At 64.0% G+C, this 20,522-nt stretch carries 18 protein-coding genes, 1 tRNA gene and 1 pseudogene; 14 read left to right on the plus strand and 6 right to left on the minus strand.

Translation table 11 applies throughout. The annotated features are described in order from the left end of the window. Positions 1-34: 34 nt before the first annotated feature. Both SE91_RS12395 and SE91_RS12400 read right to left on the minus strand, forming a co-directional pair. Positions 35-970, minus strand: coding sequence for a cyclase family protein (locus SE91_RS12395; RefSeq protein WP_061847797.1), 936 nt, complete (start codon positions 968-970; stop codon positions 35-37). Positions 971-1,169: 199 nt separating this feature from the next. Continuing rightward, positions 1,170-2,060 (minus strand): LysR family transcriptional regulator, encoded by an 891-nt coding sequence (locus SE91_RS12400; RefSeq protein WP_061847798.1) that lies wholly within the window; start codon positions 2,058-2,060, stop codon positions 1,170-1,172. Between the two features lie 97 nt (positions 2,061-2,157). On the opposite strand from SE91_RS12400, the gene SE91_RS12405 reads away from it, so the two are divergent. The 8 genes from SE91_RS12405 to SE91_RS12445 all read left to right on the plus strand — a co-directional run bounded on the left by SE91_RS12405 (position 2,158) and on the right by SE91_RS12445 (position 9,829). Beyond that, entirely contained in the window at positions 2,158-3,138 is a 981-nt protein-coding gene (locus tag SE91_RS12405) for an NAD(P)H-dependent flavin oxidoreductase (protein ID WP_061847799.1), read from the plus strand. A gap of 17 nt (positions 3,139-3,155) precedes the next feature. Further along, positions 3,156-4,232, plus strand: coding sequence for an NAD(P)H-dependent flavin oxidoreductase (locus SE91_RS12410; RefSeq protein WP_061847800.1), 1,077 nt, complete (start codon positions 3,156-3,158; stop codon positions 4,230-4,232). Positions 4,233-4,309: 77 nt separating this feature from the next. Next, entirely contained in the window at positions 4,310-4,597 is a 288-nt protein-coding gene (gene gatC, locus SE91_RS12415; protein WP_008548395.1) for an Asp-tRNA(Asn)/Glu-tRNA(Gln) amidotransferase subunit GatC, read from the plus strand. 24 nt (positions 4,598-4,621) lie between these two features. After that, positions 4,622-4,834: a hypothetical protein gene (locus SE91_RS12420; RefSeq protein WP_008548392.1), complete on the plus strand. Its 213-nt coding sequence runs from the start codon at positions 4,622-4,624 to the stop codon at positions 4,832-4,834. Next, the gene (gene gatA, locus SE91_RS12425; protein ID WP_060736272.1) at positions 4,831-6,306 is read left to right on the plus strand and encodes an Asp-tRNA(Asn)/Glu-tRNA(Gln) amidotransferase subunit GatA; all 1,476 of its coding nucleotides are present in this window, start codon (positions 4,831-4,833) and stop codon (positions 6,304-6,306) included. The genes SE91_RS12420 and gatA overlap by 4 nt, the downstream gene beginning before the upstream one ends. Then, complete coding sequence (locus tag SE91_RS12430) at positions 6,297-6,599, plus strand: hypothetical protein (protein ID WP_156489586.1); 303 nt, start codon at positions 6,297-6,299, stop codon at positions 6,597-6,599. The genes gatA and SE91_RS12430 overlap by 10 nt, the downstream gene beginning before the upstream one ends. Beyond that, positions 6,596-8,074, plus strand: coding sequence for an Asp-tRNA(Asn)/Glu-tRNA(Gln) amidotransferase subunit GatB (gatB, locus tag SE91_RS12435; protein WP_061847801.1), 1,479 nt, complete (start codon positions 6,596-6,598; stop codon positions 8,072-8,074). Before SE91_RS12430 ends, gatB begins: the two co-directional genes overlap by 4 nt. A gap of 1,488 nt (positions 8,075-9,562) precedes the next feature. Next, positions 9,563-9,829 (plus strand): hypothetical protein, encoded by a 267-nt coding sequence (locus SE91_RS12445; protein ID WP_061847802.1) that lies wholly within the window; start codon positions 9,563-9,565, stop codon positions 9,827-9,829. Between the two features lie 446 nt (positions 9,830-10,275). Here the strand turns inward: SE91_RS12445 and SE91_RS12455 are convergent. Further along, positions 10,276-10,368, minus strand: a tRNA-Ser gene (locus SE91_RS12455). Between the two features lie 799 nt (positions 10,369-11,167). On the opposite strand from SE91_RS12455, the pseudogene SE91_RS12460 reads away from it, so the two are divergent. After that, positions 11,168-12,741: pseudogene (locus SE91_RS12460) on the plus strand (porin). A 475-nt stretch (positions 12,742-13,216) separates the two neighbouring features. On the opposite strand, the gene SE91_RS12465 reads toward SE91_RS12460, so the two are convergent. Then, positions 13,217-15,595: a lytic transglycosylase domain-containing protein gene (locus SE91_RS12465; protein ID WP_061847804.1), complete on the minus strand. Its 2,379-nt coding sequence runs from the start codon at positions 15,593-15,595 to the stop codon at positions 13,217-13,219. A 281-nt stretch (positions 15,596-15,876) separates the two neighbouring features. Here SE91_RS12465 and dapA point away from each other — a divergent pair, with 281 nt between their 5' ends. The 4 genes from dapA to SE91_RS12485 are packed head-to-tail and all read left to right on the plus strand — an operon-like array spanning position 15,877 to position 18,351. Further along, positions 15,877-16,767, plus strand: a complete 891-nt coding sequence (gene dapA, locus SE91_RS12470; RefSeq protein WP_061847805.1) for a 4-hydroxy-tetrahydrodipicolinate synthase — start codon at positions 15,877-15,879, stop codon at positions 16,765-16,767. A 54-nt stretch (positions 16,768-16,821) separates the two neighbouring features. Beyond that, positions 16,822-17,235 carry a large conductance mechanosensitive channel protein MscL gene (mscL, locus tag SE91_RS12475; protein WP_008548332.1) on the plus strand — a complete coding sequence of 138 codons (414 nt, stop codon included), beginning with the start codon at positions 16,822-16,824 and terminating at the stop codon, positions 17,233-17,235. Positions 17,236-17,294: 59 nt separating this feature from the next. Continuing rightward, positions 17,295-17,768, plus strand: coding sequence for an SsrA-binding protein SmpB (gene smpB / locus SE91_RS12480; protein WP_061847806.1), 474 nt, complete (start codon positions 17,295-17,297; stop codon positions 17,766-17,768). A gap of 4 nt (positions 17,769-17,772) precedes the next feature. Continuing rightward, the gene (locus SE91_RS12485) at positions 17,773-18,351 is read left to right on the plus strand and encodes a peroxiredoxin (RefSeq protein ID WP_008548328.1); all 579 of its coding nucleotides are present in this window, start codon (positions 17,773-17,775) and stop codon (positions 18,349-18,351) included. 3 nt (positions 18,352-18,354) lie between these two features. Here the strand turns inward: SE91_RS12485 and SE91_RS12490 are convergent, their stop codons facing one another. After that, positions 18,355-19,029, minus strand: coding sequence for a uracil-DNA glycosylase (locus tag SE91_RS12490; protein WP_061847807.1), 675 nt, complete (start codon positions 19,027-19,029; stop codon positions 18,355-18,357). Next, the gene (locus tag SE91_RS12495; RefSeq protein WP_060736267.1) at positions 19,010-19,654 is read right to left on the minus strand and encodes a LabA-like NYN domain-containing protein; all 645 of its coding nucleotides are present in this window, start codon (positions 19,652-19,654) and stop codon (positions 19,010-19,012) included. The genes SE91_RS12490 and SE91_RS12495 overlap by 20 nt, the downstream gene beginning before the upstream one ends. A gap of 328 nt (positions 19,655-19,982) precedes the next feature. Here SE91_RS12495 and rpoZ point away from each other — a divergent pair, with 328 nt between their 5' ends. Beyond that, positions 19,983-20,375, plus strand: coding sequence for a DNA-directed RNA polymerase subunit omega (rpoZ, locus tag SE91_RS12500; protein WP_007603391.1), 393 nt, complete (start codon positions 19,983-19,985; stop codon positions 20,373-20,375). Positions 20,376-20,522 lie beyond the last annotated feature (147 nt).

Here is a 20,522-nt window from a genome sequence, read left to right on the forward strand (position 1 = left end):
CTCACCCGGCCTTCTTCCAGGGCCGCTTCGGGCGTCAGCGGATCGCGATCGGGTTGATCATCGCCTGCACGCCGCCGGTCCAGCGCGGCTGTCCCAGCACGAACAGGAATTCGTAGCCCTTGTCACGAGCGAGCGCGGCCGTGTCCATGTTCTCGAGGATGTAGGTCCCGTTCATCGCGAGCAGGATTTGATGCACCTCGAACAGGTTCTTGGATTCGAACGGCACCACCTCGACCCCCCAGGTGTCGGCGCCGACCGCGACGACGCCCTTGCCGGTCAGGTACTTCGCGCCTTCGACGCCAAGTCCCGGCTCGCCGGCCGAATAGCGCTTGTCGTCCTTGCCGACCAGGCCGAGCCAGCCGGTGTGGAAGATGACGACGTCGCCCTGGCGGATCTCGACGTTCTGCGCCTTGGCGGCTTCCTCGATCTCTTTGACGTTAAAGGCGGTGCCTTCCTTGACCACGTCGGTTTTGAAATAGGCGGCCATATCGAGCAGCACCCCACGGGTGACCATCGGCGGCACCTTCTCGATGCCGAGCTTCTTCAGTCCGGTCGGATCGGCGAAATCGGCCAGCTTGTTGCCGTTGTAATAGACGTGCTCGATGCCGAGATGGCCGAGCCCGTCGAGCTGACTGCCGACGCCGACCCAGGTATTCAGGATGTCATCGTTATAAGTTGCCTTGTTCGGACCAAGGCCGCTGCTGCCGGCCTGTCCCGGCTGCACAATGGTGATCTTGTAGTCGCGGGGCGGATAGGCCGGAGTCTTGGAATCGACGGCCATGCCGAGCGCATAGGTCTTGCCGGTCTTCACCAGCGACGCCGCCTTCACTACGAGCTCCGGCGTCATGTAGTTGGCGGCTCCGACCTCGTCGGTTGGCCCCCACTTCGATTTGGTCCAGTCCTGGGCGTTCGCTGTGGCTGTCATCGCCGACAACGCGGCGACGCAGCACAACACGAGCGTATCGCGCATCGTTAGTCCTCCCAATGTCTTGCCGATATTTGGCTTCGTTATGGTTCGCGCTGGTAGTGACGCATCCTAGCGTCAAAGAATCGCGTGCTTCAAAGTGTTTCAATGCACTGCGCTGCGGCGGCTGAGCGCAGGGCAGCGGTGATTGATTCAAGTACGACAGATTTATGACGAATTTCGTGTGATGGAACGAGGCATCGCCTCAGGCCGCGATGACGTCCGCGTCCTGCGTCAGGCCTGCGGCAAAGCCGCTGAGCGCGCTGGTTCGATATCCGGTCCGGCGCTGGATGAAGAGCGTCTCGACGCGCGCATGCGAGGCGCTCAACGCGTGGAGGGAAACGCTGCCGCTCATCGCGCTGCCTTCGACGACCGCGCGCGGCAGCAGCGTCACGCCCATGTCAGCGGCGACGCAGCCGATCATGCCGTCGAGCGTGCCGAGCTCGAAGCGCGCCGCCGACGGCCAGCCGAATTCGACGAACACCTGCTCGAGGCGCTGGCGATAGGTGCAGCCGGTGCGAAACACCAGCGCGGTCGGACCGGACTCCGGCGTGCCGGCGCGCAGCTCTGCCAGCGAAGCACAGCGCCGCGCGCTGACCAGTACCAGCTCCTCGCGGAAGGCGCTGGTCGCGGTGAGGTCGTCATGCGTGATCGGTCCCGCGACGAAGGCACCGTCGAGCGTGCCGTCGAGCACGGCGGCGACGAGGTCGGCCGTCGGTGCGGTGCGCAGGGACAGTCGCACGGCCGGACAGCGGCGATGGAAATCCGCCAGCAGCGGCGGCAGCCGCACCGCCGCCGTCGTTTCCATCGATCCGATCGCGAGCGGACCTTTCGGCTCGCCATCGTCGCGTGCGGCGAGCAGGGCTTCGCGCGACAGCGCCGCCATCTTTTGCGCGTAGGGGAGGAGGCGCTTGCCGGCACCGGTCAGCGTCATGCCGCGCGCGTGCCGCTCGAACAGCGCTGTGCCGATCTCCGCCTCCAGCGCCTTGACGCGCTGGGTGACGTTCGACTGCACCGTGTTGAGCTCCTCCGCAGCGCGGGTGATGCCGCCGGCGCGGGCAACAGTGGCGAAGGTCTGGAGATCGCTGAGTTCCATCGGCCGTTTCTCTTTTGAGATGGCAGCATTCACAAGAATTCATTTTTCGCGAATGTTAGTCGCGCTTACGCTCGCTGTCCAGATCGGGAGAGGGACCATGTCCATTGTGACGTCGCTGACGGAGTTGCTGGAGATCAGGCATCCGATTTTGCTGGCGCCGATGGATGTCATCGCCGGCAGCCGTCTGGTGATGGCCGTGAGTGGCGCAGGCGGATTCGGCATTCTGGGCGGCGGCTATGGCGAGAGGGCGTGGCTGGAGCAGGAGACCGCGAAACTCGCGGGATTGTCGGCACCGTTCGGGATCGGTTTCATCACCTGGAGCCTCGCCAAGCGGCCCGAGCTTCTCGACATCGCGCTCGCCGCAAAACCATCCGCGATCATGTTGTCGTTCGGCGATCCCGCGCCGTTCGCGCCGAAGATCAAGTCAGCCGGTGCGCGCCTGATCTGCCAGGTGCAGGACGAAGCGATGGCGCGGCAGGCGCTCGATGCCGGCGCCGACATCCTGATCGCGCAGGGAACGGAGGCAGGTGGGCACGGTGCCTCGCGCAGCACCGTCGATCTCGTGCCTTCGATCGTTGATCTCGTCGCAGGACGCGCGCCTGTCGTTGCGGCCGGCGGCATCGCCGACGGCCGCGGGCTTGCCGCCATGATGATGCTGGGTGCGAGCGGCGTGCTGCTGGGCACGCGCTTCTATGCGAGCCGGGAGGCCGATGGCGCGGAGGAAGCCAAGCGGCGCATATGCGCGGCAAGCAGCGGCTCGACCGTGCGCGGCATCATCTTCGATCTCTCCCGCAACAATGTCTGGCCGGCGCCGTTTACCGGGCGATGCCTGATCAATGACCATGCGAGGCGCTGGATCGGGCGCGAGGTCGAGCTGATGCAGAATGTTGCCGCGGTCACGGCGGAGTATGCCGCGGCAAAGGCCGCCGGCAATTTCGACGTCGCGGCCGTGATCGCGGGCGAGGCGGTCGGACTGATCCATGATATTCCACCGGCGGCCGAGATCGTCGAGCGGATCGCGGTTGAGGCGGAGCAGCTCCTTGTCGGCCGGCGCAACTCGATCGCGTCGATCGCCTGAACTGAGAGGACAAAACCATGTGGCCCGACCGTCGACTGATCGACCTCTTCAAGACCGAATTCCCGATCGTGCTGGCGCCGATGGCCGGCGTGATGGATGCGGAGCTGGTGATCGCCGTGGCGGAGGGCGGCGGGCTTGGCTCGTTACCGAGCGCGATGCTGTCGCCGGAGAAGGCGCGCGAGCAGGTGAACCTCATCCGCCAGCGCGTGAAGGCGCCGGTCAACATGAACTTCTTCTGCCACACGCCGATCGACCTGACGGCCGAGGCTGAGGCGCGCTGGAAGCAGCGGCTGATGGACTATTACACCGAGCATGGTGTCGATCCGGCGGCGCCGATCGCCGCGGCCAACCGCGCCCCGTTCGATGCCGCCTTCTGCGAAGTCGTCGAGGAGTTGAAGCCCGAAGTCGTCAGCTTCCATTTCGGCCTGCCGGAGCAGGCGCTGCTCGAGCGGGTGAAGGCGGCCGGCTGCCGCGTCATCTCCTCAGCGACGACAGTGAAGGAAGCAGTCTGGCTCGAGCAGCACGGCGTCGACGCTGTCATTGCGCAGGGCGCGGAGGCTGGCGGCCATCGCGGCATGTTCCTGACGGACAAGATCGCCGAGCAGCCCGGCACCTTCGCCCTAGTGCCGCAGGTCGTCGATGCCGTGAAGGTGCCGGTGATCGCGGCCGGCGGCATTGCCGACGGGCGCGGCATTGCTGCGGCCTTTGCGCTCGGGGCATGCGGCGTGCAGATCGGCAGCGCTTACTTGCGCTGTCCGGAATCCAAGGTCAGCGCGGGCGGCCGCAAGGCGCTCGCCGAGGCTCGGGACGATTCCACCGTCATCACCAATGTCATGACCGGCCGTCCTGCGCGTGGCGTGCAGAACCGCCTGATGCGCGAGGCGGGCCCGGTGTCGCCGGATGCGCCGCCGTTTCCCCATGCCGCGACCGCGCTTGGGCCGCTGAAGGCGGCGGCCGAAAAGCAGGGCAGGGTGGATTTCACCAATCTCTGGGCAGGCCAGGCCGTGGCGCTGGGCCGCGAGATCCCGGCGGCTGAACTGACCCGAGATCTCGCCAAATCGGCTCTGATCCGCCTGAAAGCGCTGGCGGGATAGGTAGGAAGCGCCGGTTGCGGCGCAAAACCGGCCTCTGCTATACGGCACATAGGTTTTGCCGTGAGAGGCCTTATATAATGTCCGTCGACGCCGCTACCGTCCGCCGCATCGCGCATCTGGCGCGCATCGCGGTTTCCGAGGACGAGGTTCCGCATCTGCAGGGCGAGCTCAACGCCATGCTCGCCTTCGTCGAGCAGCTCTCGGAGGTCAACGTCGAGGGCGTGGAGCCGATGACCTCGGTCACCCCGATGCAGATGAAGAAGCGGCAAGACGTGGTCAATGACGGCGAGATCGCCGACGATATCGTTGCCAACGCGCCCGCGACCGAAGGCCATTTCTTCCTGGTGCCGAAGGTCGTCGAGTAAGTCTTCAATTCAGGACGCTGTCCGATGTGTCTGCTTTGCGACGATGAGAAGGCCTATCAGGCCTACATGAACTATCTCGACAAGATGGAGCGGCAGGGCAAGGCTGCCGATCCCAATGTCGCCGTCAATGCCGTGCTCGACGAGCTCGAGGCCGCCGCGAATGCGGCCGCCAAAAAAGACGACCCGGCCAATGACAAGACCCTGTCTCCATTCTTCTGCAGCCCGATCAATAAATGACCGATTTGACATCGCTGACGCTCGCCGAGGCCCGCAAGGGTCTCGCCGACAAGACTTTCACGTCACTCGAGCTGACCGACGCGCATCTTTCCGCGATCGAGGCCGCGCGCGTGCTCAATGCCTTCGTGATGGAGACGCCGGACCAGGCGCGCGCCATGGCCAAGGCCGTGGACGAGAAGATCGCCAAGGGTGAGGGCGGGCCGCTCGCCGGCATCCCGCTCGGTATCAAGGATCTGTTCGCGACCAAGGGCGTGCGCACCACGGCCTGCTCGAAGATCCTCGACAATTTCGTGCCGACCTATGAGTCCACCGTCACCTCGCAGCTCTGGCGCGACGGCGCGGTGATGCTCGGCAAGCTCAACAACGACGAGTTCGCGATGGGCTCGGCCAACGAAACCTCGTGCTTCGGCCCGGTCGGCAATCCCTGGCGGCGCGAGGGAAGCAACACGACGCTGGTGCCGGGCGGCTCGTCCGGCGGCTCGGCCTCGGCCGTGGCGGCGCTGCTCTGCATGGGCGCGACCGCGACCGATACCGGCGGCTCGATCCGCCAGCCGGCGGCCTTCACCGCAACCGTCGGCATCAAGCCGACCTATGGCCGCTGCTCGCGCTGGGGCATCGTCGCGTTTGCCTCCTCGCTCGATCAGGCCGGTCCGATCGCACGCAGCGTGCGCGATGCCGCAATGCTGCTGCGCTCGATGGCCGGCCACGATCCGAAGGACACGACCTCCGTCGACATCCCCGTGCCTGACTACGAGGCCGCGATCGGCAAGTCCGTAAAGGGTATGAAGATCGGCATCCCCAAGGAGTATCGTCTCGACGGCATGCCGGGCGAGATCGAGAAGCTGTGGAGCGAGGGCGCAGCGTGGCTGAAGGCGGCCGGCGCCGAGCTCGTCGAGGTGTCGCTGCCGCATACCAAATACGCGCTGCCGGCTTATTATATCGTGGCCCCTGCCGAGGCCTCGTCCAACCTCGCGCGCTATGACGGCGTGCGCTACGGCCTGCGCGAGTCCGGTAAGAACATCATCGAGCAGTACGAGAACACCCGCGCCGAAGGTTTTGGCGCGGAGGTGCGCCGCCGTGTCATGATCGGCACCTATGTGCTCTCGGCGGGCTATTATGATGCGTATTACTTGCGGGCCCAGAAGGTGCGCACGCTGATCAAGAAGGATTTTGAGGATTGTTTCGCGAGGGGCGTCGACGCGATCCTCACGCCGGCAACACCGTCGGCGGCCTTCGGCATCGGAGAGAAGGGCGGTGCAGACCCCGTCGAGATGTATCTCAACGACATCTTCACGGTGACGGTGAACATGGCGGGCCTGCCGGGCATTGCCGTGCCCGCGGGTAAGGACGCGCAGGGCCTGCCGCTCGGCTTGCAACTGATCGGCCGTCCCTTCGACGAGGAGACGCTGTTCTCGCTCGGCGACGTCATCGAGCAGGCCGCCGGCCGCTTCACGCCCGCGAGGTGGTGGTGAATGTCGCTGATTTCATCGCGAGCCTCGACGGCGCGGCGCCTGCGCCGGAACTGAACGCGCCGCTCGCCGGCCTCTGGTGGGCGGCGAAGGGCGACTGGGACCGCGCGCACGGGATTGTCCAGGACGAGAGCAGCCGCGAGGCGGCCTGGGTGCATGCCTACCTGCACCGCGTCGAAGGCGATCTCAGCAATGCCGGCTACTGGTACCGCCAGGCCGGTCAGCCCGCTGCAAAGGATTCATTGGAAGCAGAGTGGGAGCGGATCGCTGCCACGCTGCTCGGGAGCAAGACATGAGCACGGCCACGCACAAGCTTCTCAAGGGCGCCACCGGTGACTGGGAGATGGTGATCGGCATGGAGATCCATGCCCAGGTGACGTCTAACTCGAAGCTTTTCTCGGGCGCCTCGACCGCGTTCGGAGGCGAGCCGAACAGCCATGTGTCGCTGGTGGACGCCGCGATGCCCGGCATGCTGCCCGTCATCAACGAGGAATGCGTCAGGCAGGCTGTCCGGACCGGGCTCGGGCTCAACGCGAAGATCAATCTGCGTTCGGTGTTCGACCGCAAGAATTATTTCTATCCGGACCTGCCGCAGGGCTACCAGATCAGCCAGTACAAGTCTCCGATCGTCGGCGAGGGCGAGGTGCTGGTCGAGCTCGACGGCGGCCGCAGCGTCAGCATCGGCATCGAGCGGCTGCATCTGGAGCAGGACGCCGGCAAGTTGCTGCACGACCGGTCGCCGACCATGTCGAATGTCGATCTCAATCGCTCCGGCGTGGCGCTGATGGAGATCGTCTCCAAGCCCGACATCCGCGACGCCGAGCAGGCCAAGGCCTATGTGACCAAGCTGCGCTCGATCCTGCGCTATCTCGGCACCTGCGACGGCGACATGGAGAAGGGAAGCCTGCGCGCCGACGTCAACGTCTCGGTGCGGAAGCCCGGCGGGCCGCTCGGCACGCGCTGCGAGATCAAGAACATGAACTCGATCAACTTCATCGGCCAGGCGATCGAGTACGAGGCGCGGCGTCAGATCGAGATCATCGAGGACGGTGGAGCGATCGACCAGGAGACGCGGCTCTACGACCCCAACAAGGGCGAGACACGCTCGATGCGCTCGAAGGAAGAGGCGCACGACTATCGTTACTTCCCCGATCCCGACCTGCTGCCGCTGGAGTTCAGCCAGGGCTTCGTCGACGAGCTGAAGGCTGAGCTGCCGGAGCTGCCGGACCAGAAGAAGACGCGCTTCGTTGCCGATTTCGGCCTGTCGGCCTATGACGCGAGCGTGCTGGTCGCCGAGCGCGAGAGCGCGGTGTTCTACGAGACCGTGCTCGACAGGCTCGGCAACCGCGCGCGTGACGGCAAGATGGCCGCGAACTGGGTGATCAACGAGCTGTTCGGCCGTCTCAACAAGGAAGGCCGGGATATTACGGCCTCTCCGGTGAGCGCGGAGCAGCTCGCTGCGATCATCGACCTGATCGGCGAGGGCACGATCTCGGGCAAGATCGCCAAGGATCTGTTCGAGATCGTCTGGCAGGAGGGCGGCGATCCCCGCGCGCTGGTGGAAAGCCGCGGCATGAAGCAGGTCACGGATCTTTCGGCGATCGAAAAGGTTGTCGCCGACATCATCGCGGCCAATCCCGACAAGGCTGCGCAGGTGAAGGACAAACCGCAGTCGCTCGGCTGGTTCGTCGGCCAGGTGATGAAGGCGTCCGGCGGCAAGGCCAACCCGCAGAGCGTCAACGAGCTGCTCAAGTCCAAGCTCGGCGTCTAGCAGCCTCACACGTTCGAGCGAGGTGATGGACGCGCGCATCGTCACCTCGCTTCCGGCATCCGGTGCGACGCTCGCGCGCATCCTCGAACGGCAAACTTCATCCTGACGACGGCGATGCGGCGAGCGAATCGCCGTCACGCGATTCGCGCAAAACGGCGGCTTGCGCACGCTCCGACCAGCGTTCGCGCCGTTAAGCATGAAAATATTTTCGTTGCCAAAAATCGCGACTCAGAGTCCGCGAAACGCCTTTGCGAGGCGATCGCGCGATCTGCGATGCACGTGTGTACGTCGATCATGCGCGATGCGCGCGTACAGAAAAATACTTGCTGCATAGTGTTTTTCCGCAATCGCATTGCTCGCAAACAGCGACGATGTGCTCACCCTCCGTCGTCGCGAGCACATGTCATGCAGTGCGCTTGCATCGCGCCGGCCAAGCGCACGTGCGTTGCGTCGTCAACACTTCTTTAAGCGAGACGCTGTTTTTTTCTTCGTGTTGGTGTATTCGGGATGAAGTGCATTCGATCCCCGAGTGCACGCAGCGATTAAAGCCATCTCACACATCGGAGGGCAACATGGCCAAGAAAGCGAAGAAGGCGAAGAAGGCGAAGAAGGCGAAGAGCGCAGTGAAGAAGACTGCGAAGAAGACCCGCAAGGTCGCGAAGAAGAAGTAACTTCGCTTCTGAAGTTGCCGGCTCCATGAGCCGGCACGTCATCAGCGCCTTCTAATGGTTCTGGTCGACGATAGAGGGTGTCGGCGAGACATCAGGTCAACGGTCGGATCGCTCTTTCGCGGTCCGGCAGAAGAAACAAGTTTTCTTCGTTCGGTGTGGTTCTCCGCAAGGGGCTCCGCAATTTCACAAGCGGCCTTCGGGCCAACGTGGAATCTGGTCCTGACGTGTTCGCCGACGCCCTCGTTCTCCTGAGGCCGGGGTATTGCCGGCATTCCTTTTCCAGACATTGTTGATCTGACCGCGACGCCGTCGCGCTGACGTCTTGCCGTGTCCTTGCACAGGCGAGGGCTGCGGCTGATTGCACCGTCGCACGCCACGTCTCATTCCCGGCGTCATCGCCCCGGCTCCGACCGCCGATCCAGTCCGTCGCGGCCTGTCGGTGGGATGACTGCCGTCAGTCGGGATATCGGGGCGCCCCGTCTGCGCATGTGGCGACGACGAGCGGCACGCCACGGCGCATCCGACCGCGCGCGATGGTTATCGATGTCCTGAAATCCTGCGGTAAACAGAATCTCACGAATCGCAGAAGTGCCTGCAAATCAGGGACTTCCGGGATTCTGCGCGTCGGCGCCGCGCGCCCGCGTTTACGTCTGCTTCATCGCGATACTTAAACTGCCATTCAAATTTGCCCGCCATCATCGCCTCCAACAAGCCGGCAAACGGCATGGACAAGAAGACTCGGGGATGAGTTGAACAACGATTTGGACGGGAGCCGCGCTCGGGGGAACGAGGCGGCATAAGAAAAAGGGGATGCGACATGTTTCAGGGTACTTTCGATCTGGAGACGGCGACGCCGATCGACGCAAGCGCGCTCTCGGACGTGCTGTTCGAGCGCGGGATCTACTGGGCGAGCGGCCGCGCCGGCCTCGTCGATCTGATCGCCGCACATAAATGGTTCAACCTCGCCGCGCTGAAGGGCCGCAAGGACGCCGTCGCGCTGCGCCAGGAAGTCGCCGGGCAGATGTCGGAGGCCGAGATCTCGGCCGCGCAGCGCGAGGCGAGGGCGTGGGTCTCAGCCCACTGAACTCAAGGATCGCATCCGGCCCCGTGTTCTCACGGGGCGATCCGATTGCGGAGAATCAAGTTCCTGCCTCATGCCGGTCTCTACACCGGTGTCGCATGAGCGACTCTCACAGAAACGGCCCAGGCATGGGTCAATGGCTGCCGATTCAGATCGCGCCCGACGATTGCGATCTGGAACTCGGACGTCTGCACAAGACGGGTGTTGTGCCCTGGATGTTCCCATGCCGGCGTAAATCCGGCGTCTGGTTCAACGTCTGGGCCGGCGAAGCGGTGTTGATCTCACCCTCGCATTGGCGGATCTGGCGGTCGGGCCGTTAGAAGCTGCGACATATAATAAGGTGAGCGCGAATCGGCCGGGCTCGTGGCGCCGATCCTTGGCAGGGCTTTCCCCGGCACGCGATCGCATTCAGGCGAGCGGCACAGACCTGGATTGATTCTGGGGTTGGGTGGCGGAGAGGGAGGGATTCGAACCCTCGATACAGCTTGAGACCGTATGACGCTTTAGCAAAGCGTTGCCTTCAGCCACTCGGCCACCTCTCCGGTGCGAGCCTTATGCATCTAATTGCTTGGGCCGGTCAATTTGGAAGCGCGTGTTTTTGCTCGAATATTCCCAGTGATTTTCGAGATGAAGCGGTTTGCCTCGAAGGCGGGAACATTCGACAGGCCGGGCAATGACGGTTTCACCTATGAAGGTATCGACCCTCTCATAACAAGCTAAATTTATTGAAGAATTTGATGGCGATCGAGAGCAGCCTGATCCGCGGGTCCGAATCCGTCTGTGCCGGCTGAGCTCCCGGTGCCGATCCGGCAATGCCACCATCCATATAATGAGTGTTCGCGCCGTGCCCAAAACTGATCACGCCTGGGGCCAAATAGAGAGTCGCGGAAGGTGCTTCTCCTTCCCCTTGAGTCTCCTTTGATTCCCGCGATTCGAGCTGCTTCTGAGCTCGTCAGGGGCGGGTGACGCCGCAGGTGCCACATATGCGGAACTTTGGTGGCGAGCGGAACCGCTCTGAAAAGATAAAGAAAAACAATGTGTTGTGAGGACGGCGAGATCACATCTGCGTGTTGTTTGTGCAACACCCGTCGGAAAACACGCTCCATCGGCCCGTTTCGAAGCGTTCTGTTGTTGTGTGTGCAAGGGCGTTCGGTAATTGTGACTGAGCGACGGAGGGGGGCATCCCAAGGTCGTCCCGTTTAGGTCATTCGCTTAAGTCCCTCGCGTTCATGCGGGTGTGTCCGAAGACGCGAAGGAGCCGAAAGCGGTGATTTAGAGGGGGTTGGGGAATTGGCCGTCCGGGTCAGTGACCTTCCCTGAAGAGCAACTTGGAGGTTTAACATGAAGTTGGTTAAGAGCCTTTTGCTCGGCTCAGCGGCGGGTCTGATCGCCGTGGGCGGAGCGCAGGCAGCCGATCTGCCCGTGAAGGCCAAGGCGGTCGAATACGTGAAGATCTGCTCCCTGTACGGTGCGGGTTTCTACTACATCCCGGGCACCGATACCTGCATCAAGCTGGGTGGTTATCTGCGCGCTGAAGTCGCGCTGAACACCAACTCGGTCTTCAGCGGCCAGCTCACCGGCAACAACGGTGCGCGCAACCGCCTGACGAACTACTACACGATGCGTGCTCGTGAAGATCTCAACATCGACACCCGCACTGCGACCGAGTACGGCGTCGTCCGTACCTTCTTCGACGGCGTGTTCTCCTGGACAACCGGCAACTATTCAGGGTTGGGCAGCGCGACCGGCGCGACGGTCTACAGCGGTGCTCTCGGCCTCAATACCTCGGGTGCGACCCCGGCTCTCGTTGGCTCGTCGGTCAACGGCACCGATGGCAACACCTCGGCCGGTTCGCTCGGCGTGTACTACGCCTTCATCCAGTTCGCCGGCTTCACCATGGGTAAGGCCGTGTCGCAGTTCGACGCGCCCTGGACCAACTATCCCGGCAACAACTTCGACAGCCTCGTCGGCGGCAGCGGCACGGTCACTGGTGTCAACCAGTTCACCTACACCGCTGACTTCGGTCAGGGCATCACGGCGTCGTTCTCGGCGGAAGACGCGACGGCCTACTACCAGGCCGGCAACCTGAACATGACCGGCGCGACTGCGGCTGGCATGATCGGCGGTTCGTATGGCTCCAACGCCATCGGCGGTTCGCGTTCGCCGAACCTCGTTGGTATGGTTCGTGTCGACCAGGCTTGGGGTCTCTTCCAGGCGTCGGTCGCCGCGCATGACAACCATGTCGCTTACTACGGCGCGACCGAGCCGACTGGCCATCCCGACGACAAGTGGGGTTGGGCGGTTCAGCTCGCTCTGTCGATCAAGAACATCCCGACCGGTGCGGGTGACGTGATCAACATTTCGGGCGTCTACACCGACGGTGCGACCCGCTACAACTTCCAGAATCTGTCGGGCGGCAGCTACTCGATGTTCGGCAGCTCGAGCAACGGTTCCTACCAGAGCGTCGGCTTCGCCACCGCTCCGGATACCGTGTTCATCACGGGCAGCCAGCAGGAAACCGTCAAGACCTGGGGCTTCCGTGGCGCTTACACCCACAACTGGGATCCCTACTGGAAACCGCGCTGTACGGTGCCTACGCTCAGGCTCAGTTCGGCACGCTCGCCAAGACCACTCTGTGCGGCGCAGGCGGCGCAGGCGGCGTGTTCGGCGGCCTGGCCGGCGTCACGGGTTGTAACCCTGACTTCGCGATCGGCCAGATCGGTATCATCACCCGCTGGACCCCGGTCAAGAACCTGACGTTCTCGGCCGACCTGAACTGGACCCACCTGGACCAGAAGTATTCCGGCAACGTGGCTTACGCTGGTTCCGGCACGACGGCCAAGCCGGCTGCCGTGTACGAGCTGAAGGATCAGGACACCATCACGCTGCTCCTCCGCGCTCAGCGCAACTGGTAAGTTCGGTCTAACGACCTGACAGAGAGCCCCGGCGGGAAACCGCCGGGGCTTTTCTTTTGTCCGCATTCTTAATCGCCGCCAATGCTCAGCTCTCGCTTCGTGCCGCCGCGCGCAACTCGACCTGCCGTTCTCCGTCGATCGGATTTCGTGACGATCCGGTGGCACGATATCGGAGGGATCTTGGCGCCTGCAGCCATCCGCGACGCGTGGCCTGCGACCTGCGGACGGCCGACGCCCAGCAGAACACCCGGCTGATCCGATTCTGCAGCAGCAGGCGGCTCGCACCTAGGAACGGCGGGACCCTCGCGAGCTTATCGACGTGCCTCGCGAGCTCGGTGGCCCTCGCTCGAGATATGCTGTCGCAAAGAAGGCTTGAGCTTCGTGCGCGACAGCTTCGTACGTCGTTCGAGAGACTCAGGGCCGGACGGCATCGCTCCCGGCCGATGCTCCGACAGCAGATCGGAGGAGAATGGCGCTATTCCACGCTGCCGGCGCCGCGGCGCAGATCGGCCTCGATCTGGAGGCGCGTGCCGCCGCCGAAGCGGGCGCGGTAGACCTGAAGGTTCTCCATGATCCGCTGCACGTAGTTGCGCGTCTCGGAGAACGGGATCAGCTCGACCCAGTCGACCGCATCGACCTTGGGATCGCGCGGATCGCCATAGCGCTCGACCCACTTCTTCACGCTGCCGCGGCCGGCGTTGTAGGCGGCAAAGGTCATGATGTAGGAGCCGCGATAGTCCTCGAGCAGTCCGCCGAGCTCGGCCGAGCCGAGCGTGGCGTTGTAGACCGAATCGTTCTTCAGCCGGCTTAGATCGTAGGTCGCCCCATGCCGCTTGCAGACATAGCGCGCGGCATCCGGGGTCACCTGCATCAGTCCATAGGCCTGCGCCGGCGAGACCACCGACGGATTGAACGCGCTCTCCTGCCGCGCGATGGCGTAGATGATGCTGCGCTCGACCTCGGGGCCGATCGGTGTGAACTGCGGAATGCCGTTGACGGGGTAGGCGTAGAAGTCGAACGGCAGGCCACGGTTGAGCGCAGCCTTGCCGAGCAGCAGCATGCCGCGCGCGTCGGTGTAGCGCTGGGTCAGCTCGCCGAGGCCGGCAAGCGCTTCGGGATCGCCGTTCTCGCCCATGTCGGCGAGCAGCGGTATCGCCATCTCGCGCTCGTCCAGTTCGTAGAGCAGTTGCGCGGCGCGCACGATCTCTAGCCGTTCGGCGCCGCGGCCACGCGGCTGGCTGTTGAGCTCGATCTGGGGCAGGCCGAGCTTGGCGCGCGCAAGCTGGCCATAGTAGCTGGTCGACTGCTCGGCAGCTCGCGCATAGGCGTTGCGGGCCTCCTGCTGGCGGCCCATCGCTTCCGCGGCGCGGCCCTGCCAGTAGCCGGCACGCGCCAGCGCGGTCGGATTGACGCTGCCGACCCCGATGCGCGCGAAATGCTGCGCGGCGGTCGCGGGATCGTTGAGGAAGCGGAGCGCGATCCAGCCTGCGGTGAACTCCTGCTCGGTCTTGTAGATGTCGCGCGAGGGCAGCGCGGCGTCGCGTGCGATCAGATAGGCGCTGCGGAATTCCTCGGTGTCGATCATCTTGCGCGCCAGCAGGCGGCGCTCGATCCACCATTCGTCGAGATTGTGCAGCCGGCCCGGGTCCTTCGGCGCCGCCAGCATGAGCTGGGCAGCCTCAGTGAACTTCTCCTCGCGGCGCAGCAGCTGGATCTTGCTGAACATGAAGCCGGGATCGTTGTGCAGCTCGCGCGGCACCGCATCGAGCAGCGCCCGTGCATTCGGCGCCTTCTTGACCGCAGCGATGCGGGCCTTGGCCAGCGCGACATAACCGGCGCCGAGGCGCTTTGCGGCGCGCAGCGCGGCTTCGTTCTCGCTGCCGTAGAGCAGGGTGTCCATCCGCGCCTTCTGATCGCCCGGCGTCAGCAGGGCACCGAACTGATCGAGTGCGTTGTTCTCGGTGTCCTCCGACATCGGATCGCTGCGCCAAGCCTCGCGCACCAACCGCTCGGCATTGGCGCGGTCGCCGCGTGCCAGCAACGCCCTGGCGAGCGTGAAGCGGCCCTTGGCGGAGATCGGAGACTCATTCTCGAACCACGACCACGCCACGGACTCGTCGCGCCGATCATCCCACATCGCAGCCTCGAGGCGCCGGCGCAGGAAGGTCTGCGACGGCCAGCTCGGGTTGGCGGAGATGAACGCGCGATAGCGCTCCACCGTCGCGCCGTTATCTTCGCTGCGCAGGATGATCCATTCCGCGAGCTTTCGCGCCACCGGATCGGAAATCGAAGCCGCGTAATTGGTGGCGTCGGCTGCCTTGCGCTTGCGCACGGATTCGATGACGTTCTCCAGCGTGTCCTTGTCGGCCTGCGACGTCGACGATGTCGCTGCGACCGCGGCCGGTATGACTGGCTTGCGCGGCGTTGCATGCTGGCGGGTCGCAGGTGCCAGCACCGGCGCTGCGACGGGTCTGGCGGGGGCCGGAGCGGCTGGTCTGATCGTCGCTGTCGAAGCCGGCGCGGGCGCGGTTTTGGGGGCCGAAGCGCTGGCGGCCGGGGGCTTGGGCGCGGGGGCCGCCGCTGCGGGCTTGGAGGCTGCCGCCGGCTTGGATGCCGCCGCTGGCTTCGCTGCCGGCTTGTCCTTGGCGGAGTCATTGGCAGGTTTCTTGGCGGCATCCTTGGCCGGGGCGCTGGTCGCACCCTTGCTGGCGCCCTTGGCGGAATCCTTGGACGTTCCCTTGTCTGTTCCTTTGGACTGGTCCTTGGCCGCCGGCTTTGCGGACTTCTTGGCCTCGTCCGCGCTCGTTTCGTTGGGCTTGGCCAAGGCCTCGCAGCCGATCGACAGCCCTGCCATCAGGCTTACAATCAGACCTAGGGATCGCCATGCGGCGCGCGGAAGGGAGGTCACGGCGTTTCGTCGCCCCGAATCAGTCAAGTGGGTCCAAGATCGAGCTGTATTTGATTGAATATGCGGACAAAATACCAACAGCCGCTTACTTCGGGCCGATTTGCACCACCACCGCGGCAAAATCGCGGCCTAAACGGTGCGTCACACGGCAGCGGGTCTTTTACCGGCGGGATAGACCCGATATGAAGGGGGCTTGCTCGAGAGATCGCCGCGTACGGAGGAAGTCCATGGCAGCCAAGACGAAATTCCGGGGATCGTTCACCGCCTTGGTCACGCCGTTCAAAAATGGCGGGCTGGACGAGGCGGCGTTCCGCTCCCTGGTGAACTGGCAGATCTCGGAAGGCACCAACGGCCTGGTCCCGGTCGGCACCACCGGCGAAAGCCCGACGCTGAGCCATGACGAGCACAAGAAGGTCGTCGAATGGTGCATCGCTGAAGCCAAGGGCCGCGTCCCCGTTGTTGCCGGCGCCGGCTCCAACTCCACCAAGGAGGCGATCGAGCTCGCCCAGCACGCCGAGAAGGCGGGCGCGGACGCCGTGCTGGTCGTGACGCCCTACTACAACAAGCCGACGCAAGAAGGCATGTACCAGCACTTCAAGGCGATCAACGATGCGATCGGGATACCGATCATCATCTACAACATTCCGCCGCGCTCGGTGATCGACATGTCGGTCGACACCATGAAGAGGCTGTGGGAGCTGAAGAACATCGCCGGCGTCAAGGACGCCACCGCCAGCATGGTGCGCGTGTCGCAGCAGCGGGCGGCGATGGGCGAAGACTTCAACCAGCTCTCGGGCGAGGACGCGACTATCCTCGGCTACATGGCCCATGGCGGGCACGGCTGCATCTCGGTGAGCTCGAACGTCGCCCCGCGCCTGTGCTCCGAGTTCCACGCCGCCTGGCAGAAGGGCGACACCAAGGCGGCGCTCGCCATCCACGACAAGCTGATGCCGCTGCACAACAACCTCTTCATCGAAAGCAACCCGGCGCCCATCAAGTATGCGATGTCGCTGCTCGGCAAGCTTGACGAGACGCTGCGGCTGCCGATGGTCCCGGTCTCCGAGCCGACGCGGGTTGCCGTGCGCAGCGCGATGGTTCACGCTGGCCTGATCAACTGACGCGTTGGCCTTTCGGGGGAGCCTTCCATGAGCGTCGAGGACAAGGGCGCGCGTATGCTCAAGGAGTTCCGCGAGTTCGCCATGAAGGGGAACGTCGTCGATCTCGCGGTCGGCGTCATCATCGGTGCGGCTTTCGGTGCCATCGTCACGTCGCTGGTCGGCGATGTCATCATGCCGATCATCGGCGCCGCGACCGGTGGCCTCGACTTCTCGAACTACTTCATCCCCTTGTCGAAGGCGGTCACCGCCACCAACTTAGCGGATGCCAAAAAGCAAGGCGCCGTGCTTGCTTACGGCAGCTTCCTGACGCTGACGATCAACTTCATCATCGTCGCCTTTGTGCTGTTCCTGGTGATCCGCGCCATGAACACGTTGAAGCGCAAGGAGGAGGCGGCTCCTGCCGTCCCCGCCAAACCGTCGGCCGAGGTCGAGCTGCTGACCGAGATCCGCGACCTCCTCAAGAAGTGACGCGCGCACTTCATCCGAACTGTTAGCTTTGCTGCGCATCTCGATCAGGTTTGCCTGTCATGGCCGATAAAAACGAACGTCCGATCAAGGTCATGGCGGAAAACCGCAAGGCCCGCTTCAACTACGCCATCGAGGATACGATCGAGGCGGGCATCGCGCTGACCGGCACCGAGGTCAAGTCGATCCGCAACGGCAAAAGCACGATCGCGGAGTCCTATGCCGATTCCAAGAACGGCGAGATCTGGCTGATCAACGCCACCATCCCCGAATATCTCCAGGGCAACCGCTTCAACCACGAGCCCAAGCGGCCGCGTAAGCTGCTGCTGCACCGCCGGCAGATCAACAAGCTGATGGGCGCGGTCGACCGCGAGGGCATGACGCTGATCCCGCTCAAGCTGTACTTCAACGAGCGTGGTCGGGCCAAATTGCAGCTCGCGGTTGCAAAGGGCAAGAAGCTGCACGACAAGCGCGAGACCGAGAAGAAGCGCGACTGGAGCCGCGAGAAGGGCCGCTTGATGCGGGCGAGGGGGTAGCGGGATGACCCAGAGGAACCTGCTCGAGGTCGACTGGAGCAAGATTCCCGCGCCGGCCGATGACGGCGGTGCCGCGCATCTCGGGGGCATGACGTTGCCTCCGATTGGCCTGCGCGCGACCGACGATACGTCAGTCACGCTGTCGGCGCTGCGCGGCCGCACCGTCGTGTTCGCCTACCCCCGCACCGGCGAGCCGGGCAAGATCGCGTTGGTCGATGATTGGGACATGATCCCGGGTGCACGCGGCTGCACGCCGCAGACCTGCGCGTTCCGCGATCTGTTTGCCGAGTTGAAGGCGGCGGGCGCCGTGCATGTGTTCGGTCTGTCGACCCAGAGCAACGACTACCAGATCGAGATGGCCTCGCGACTGCATCTGCCGTTTCCGGTGCTCTCGGACGAGAAGCTGGCGCTGACGCATGCGCTGAAGCTGCCGACGATGGAGGTCGCAGGTCTGACGCTGATCAAGCGCCTGGCGCTGGTCATCGACGATGCCCGGATCACGCATGTGTTCTATCCGGTGTTTCCGCCCGACCGGAACGCCGGCGATGTGCTGGAATGGCTGAAGGCCAATCCAGCCAGGTAAGACCTAACCGAGATCCGCCTTCACCTTCGCGAACACGGACCGGAACATGTCCGGCGTCAGCACGCCGGTGTTCGTGTTGTAGCGGGAGCAGTGATAGCTGTCGTAGAGCCTGAAGGCGCCGGCCTGGTGCACCGCGCCGTGGCCGAAGGGAGCCTGGGAGGCTTTCAGCTTCAGCGGCTTGAGCACGCTGTCATGCGCAATCCGCCCGAGCGCCACGATCGCGCGCAGCTTGGGCATCGTCTCCAGATTAGCGACGAGAAACTGGCGGCATGTGGTGATCTCGACCGGCAGCGGCTTGTTCTGCGGCGGAACGCAATGCACGGCATTGGCGATGCGGCAATCGACCAGCTTCAGGCCGTCGTCGGGCCGCGCTTGATAGGTACCCTTGGCAAACCCGTATTCGAGCAGCGTGGCGTAGAGCAGGTCGCCGGCATAGTCGCCGGTGAAGGGGCGGCCGGTGCGGTTGGCTCCCTGCATGCCCGGCGCGAGGCCGACGATCAGCAGGCGCGCACGGATGTCGCCGAACGGCGCAACCGGCGCATTGTGCCACAACGGCTCACGCGCGCGGTTCGCCTCACGAAAGGCGACCAGGCGCGGACAGAGCGGACAGTCACGGTCGGGGATGAGGGTGGGGGTCTGGCGTCTTGGCCGGGCCGCCTCACTCCTCGAAGTCGTCATCACCCCTCGGCGCCACGGTCGTTGCGCGCTGGAGGAATTGCGGGGCGTGGTGGCGTTCACCACGCTCGCCGCGGTCGCGCGGGGCGGGGCGTTCGGACGGGTCGCGGCCGAGCTTGGATTGCAGCTCGACGAGATCGGTGAAGACGTCGGCCTGGCGGCGCAGCTCGTCGGCGATCATCGGCGGCTGGCTGGCGATGGTGGAGACCACGGTGACCCGCACGCCGCGACGCTGGACGGCCTCGACCAGGGACCGGAAGTCGCCGTCACCCGAGAACAGCACCATCTGATCGATATGCTCGGCGAGCTCCATGGCATCCACGGCGAGCTCGATGTCCATGTTGCCCTTGACCTTGCGGCGTCCGGAGGCGTCGATGAATTCCTTGGTCGCCTTGGTGACGACGGTGTAGCCGTTGTAGTCCAGCCAATCGATCAACGGACGAATCGAGGAATACTCCTGATCCTCGATGATCGCGGTGTAGTAGAACGCCCGCAACAACGTCCCGCGGCTCTGAAATTCCTTCAGCAGGCGCTTGTAATCAATATCGAAGCCAAGCGTTTTCGCCGTCGCGTAGAGATTGGCCCCATCGATGAAGAGCGCGATCTTGTTGGTAGGGGAAAGTGACATTCAGTTTGCTCGCGTAGTGTGTCGTGATTGATCGTTTATTGTTGGCGCGCGGCGGCAAGCCACGCACGTCAGAGTGCTGCCGAAACCCGTCGAAACCGCAAATCCGGAGAAGTCGGGGCAATCAAGGTATAGTTATGGCGAACTTGCATAGACCCTGTGCTACCTTCGATGGCAGCCCGGGAAACCATCCATCCTAGCCCCAATGTGGGGGTAGCAGAGCCGTTTGGCGAGGCCAAATCACAAATTGGCCTTGCGAAATCGGCACGGTCCCTATAACTAGCCCCGATCATCCACATATTTCGTCCCACCCACAACGGAGCGACAGTCCATGGCTCGCGTCACCGTAGAAGATTGTATCGACAAGGTCGACAACCGGTTTGACCTGGTCCTGCTGGCCGCCCACCGTGCCCGCATGATTTCGTCCGGTTCACAACTAACGGTTGACCGAGATAACGACAAGAACCCTGTTGTGTCTCTGCGCGAAATTGCGGAAACGACCATCTCGCCGGAGGACCTCCGCGAGGAGCTGGTGCACTCGCTCCAGAAGTTCGTCGAGGTCGACGAGCCCGAGCCCGATACGGTGCCGCTGATCGGTTCCGCCGGCGCGAGCGTCGATGCAGATGACACCGAGGTCGCCGTCGAGCGCATGACCGAAGAGGAGCTCCTGAAGGGTCTCGAAGGCCTCGCGCCGCCGGAGGAGCAGCCGGAGGAGGACGAGTAATCGTCCCGTCGCAATCATCGACTGCTTGTGATCTTATCGAGGCCCGAACCGTTGTTCGGGCCTTTGCTTTTGTTGGCGTTTTCGTGGTTACCATAGTGTCGTCGGTTCGCGCTGGCCTGTCACCGAATTGATCGGACACGCGCAGGA

The sequence above is a fragment of the Bradyrhizobium sp. DOA1 genome (assembly GCF_001593325.1).
Lineage (GTDB): Bacteria > Pseudomonadota > Alphaproteobacteria > Rhizobiales > Xanthobacteraceae > Bradyrhizobium.

Excerpts from the sequence above, each read along its gene's own strand:
- SE91_RS12395 (WP_061847797.1), bottom strand. The coding sequence starts at position 970 with ATGCGCGATACGCTCGTGTTGTGCTGCGTCGCCGCGTTGTCGGCGATG.
- SE91_RS12400 (WP_061847798.1), bottom strand. The coding sequence starts at position 2,060 with ATGGAACTCAGCGATCTCCAGACCTTCGCCACTGTTGCCCGCGCCGGC.
- SE91_RS12405 (WP_061847799.1), top strand. The coding sequence starts at position 2,158 with ATGTCCATTGTGACGTCGCTGACGGAGTTGCTGGAGATCAGGCATCCG.
- SE91_RS12410 (WP_061847800.1), top strand. The coding sequence starts at position 3,156 with ATGTGGCCCGACCGTCGACTGATCGACCTCTTCAAGACCGAATTCCCG.
- gatC (WP_008548395.1), top strand. The coding sequence starts at position 4,310 with ATGTCCGTCGACGCCGCTACCGTCCGCCGCATCGCGCATCTGGCGCGC.
- SE91_RS12420 (WP_008548392.1), top strand. The coding sequence starts at position 4,622 with ATGTGTCTGCTTTGCGACGATGAGAAGGCCTATCAGGCCTACATGAAC.
- gatA (WP_060736272.1), top strand. The coding sequence starts at position 4,831 with ATGACCGATTTGACATCGCTGACGCTCGCCGAGGCCCGCAAGGGTCTC.
- gatB (WP_061847801.1), top strand. The coding sequence starts at position 6,596 with ATGAGCACGGCCACGCACAAGCTTCTCAAGGGCGCCACCGGTGACTGG.
- SE91_RS12445 (WP_061847802.1), top strand. The coding sequence starts at position 9,563 with ATGTTTCAGGGTACTTTCGATCTGGAGACGGCGACGCCGATCGACGCA.
- SE91_RS12465 (WP_061847804.1), bottom strand. The coding sequence starts at position 15,595 with ATGGCAGGGCTGTCGATCGGCTGCGAGGCCTTGGCCAAGCCCAACGAA.
- dapA (WP_061847805.1), top strand. The coding sequence starts at position 15,877 with ATGGCAGCCAAGACGAAATTCCGGGGATCGTTCACCGCCTTGGTCACG.
- mscL (WP_008548332.1), top strand. The coding sequence starts at position 16,822 with ATGCTCAAGGAGTTCCGCGAGTTCGCCATGAAGGGGAACGTCGTCGAT.
- smpB (WP_061847806.1), top strand. The coding sequence starts at position 17,295 with ATGGCCGATAAAAACGAACGTCCGATCAAGGTCATGGCGGAAAACCGC.
- SE91_RS12485 (WP_008548328.1), top strand. The coding sequence starts at position 17,773 with ATGACCCAGAGGAACCTGCTCGAGGTCGACTGGAGCAAGATTCCCGCG.
- SE91_RS12490 (WP_061847807.1), bottom strand. The coding sequence starts at position 19,029 with ATGACGACTTCGAGGAGTGAGGCGGCCCGGCCAAGACGCCAGACCCCC.
- SE91_RS12495 (WP_060736267.1), bottom strand. The coding sequence starts at position 19,654 with ATGTCACTTTCCCCTACCAACAAGATCGCGCTCTTCATCGATGGGGCC.
- rpoZ (WP_007603391.1), top strand. The coding sequence starts at position 19,983 with ATGGCTCGCGTCACCGTAGAAGATTGTATCGACAAGGTCGACAACCGG.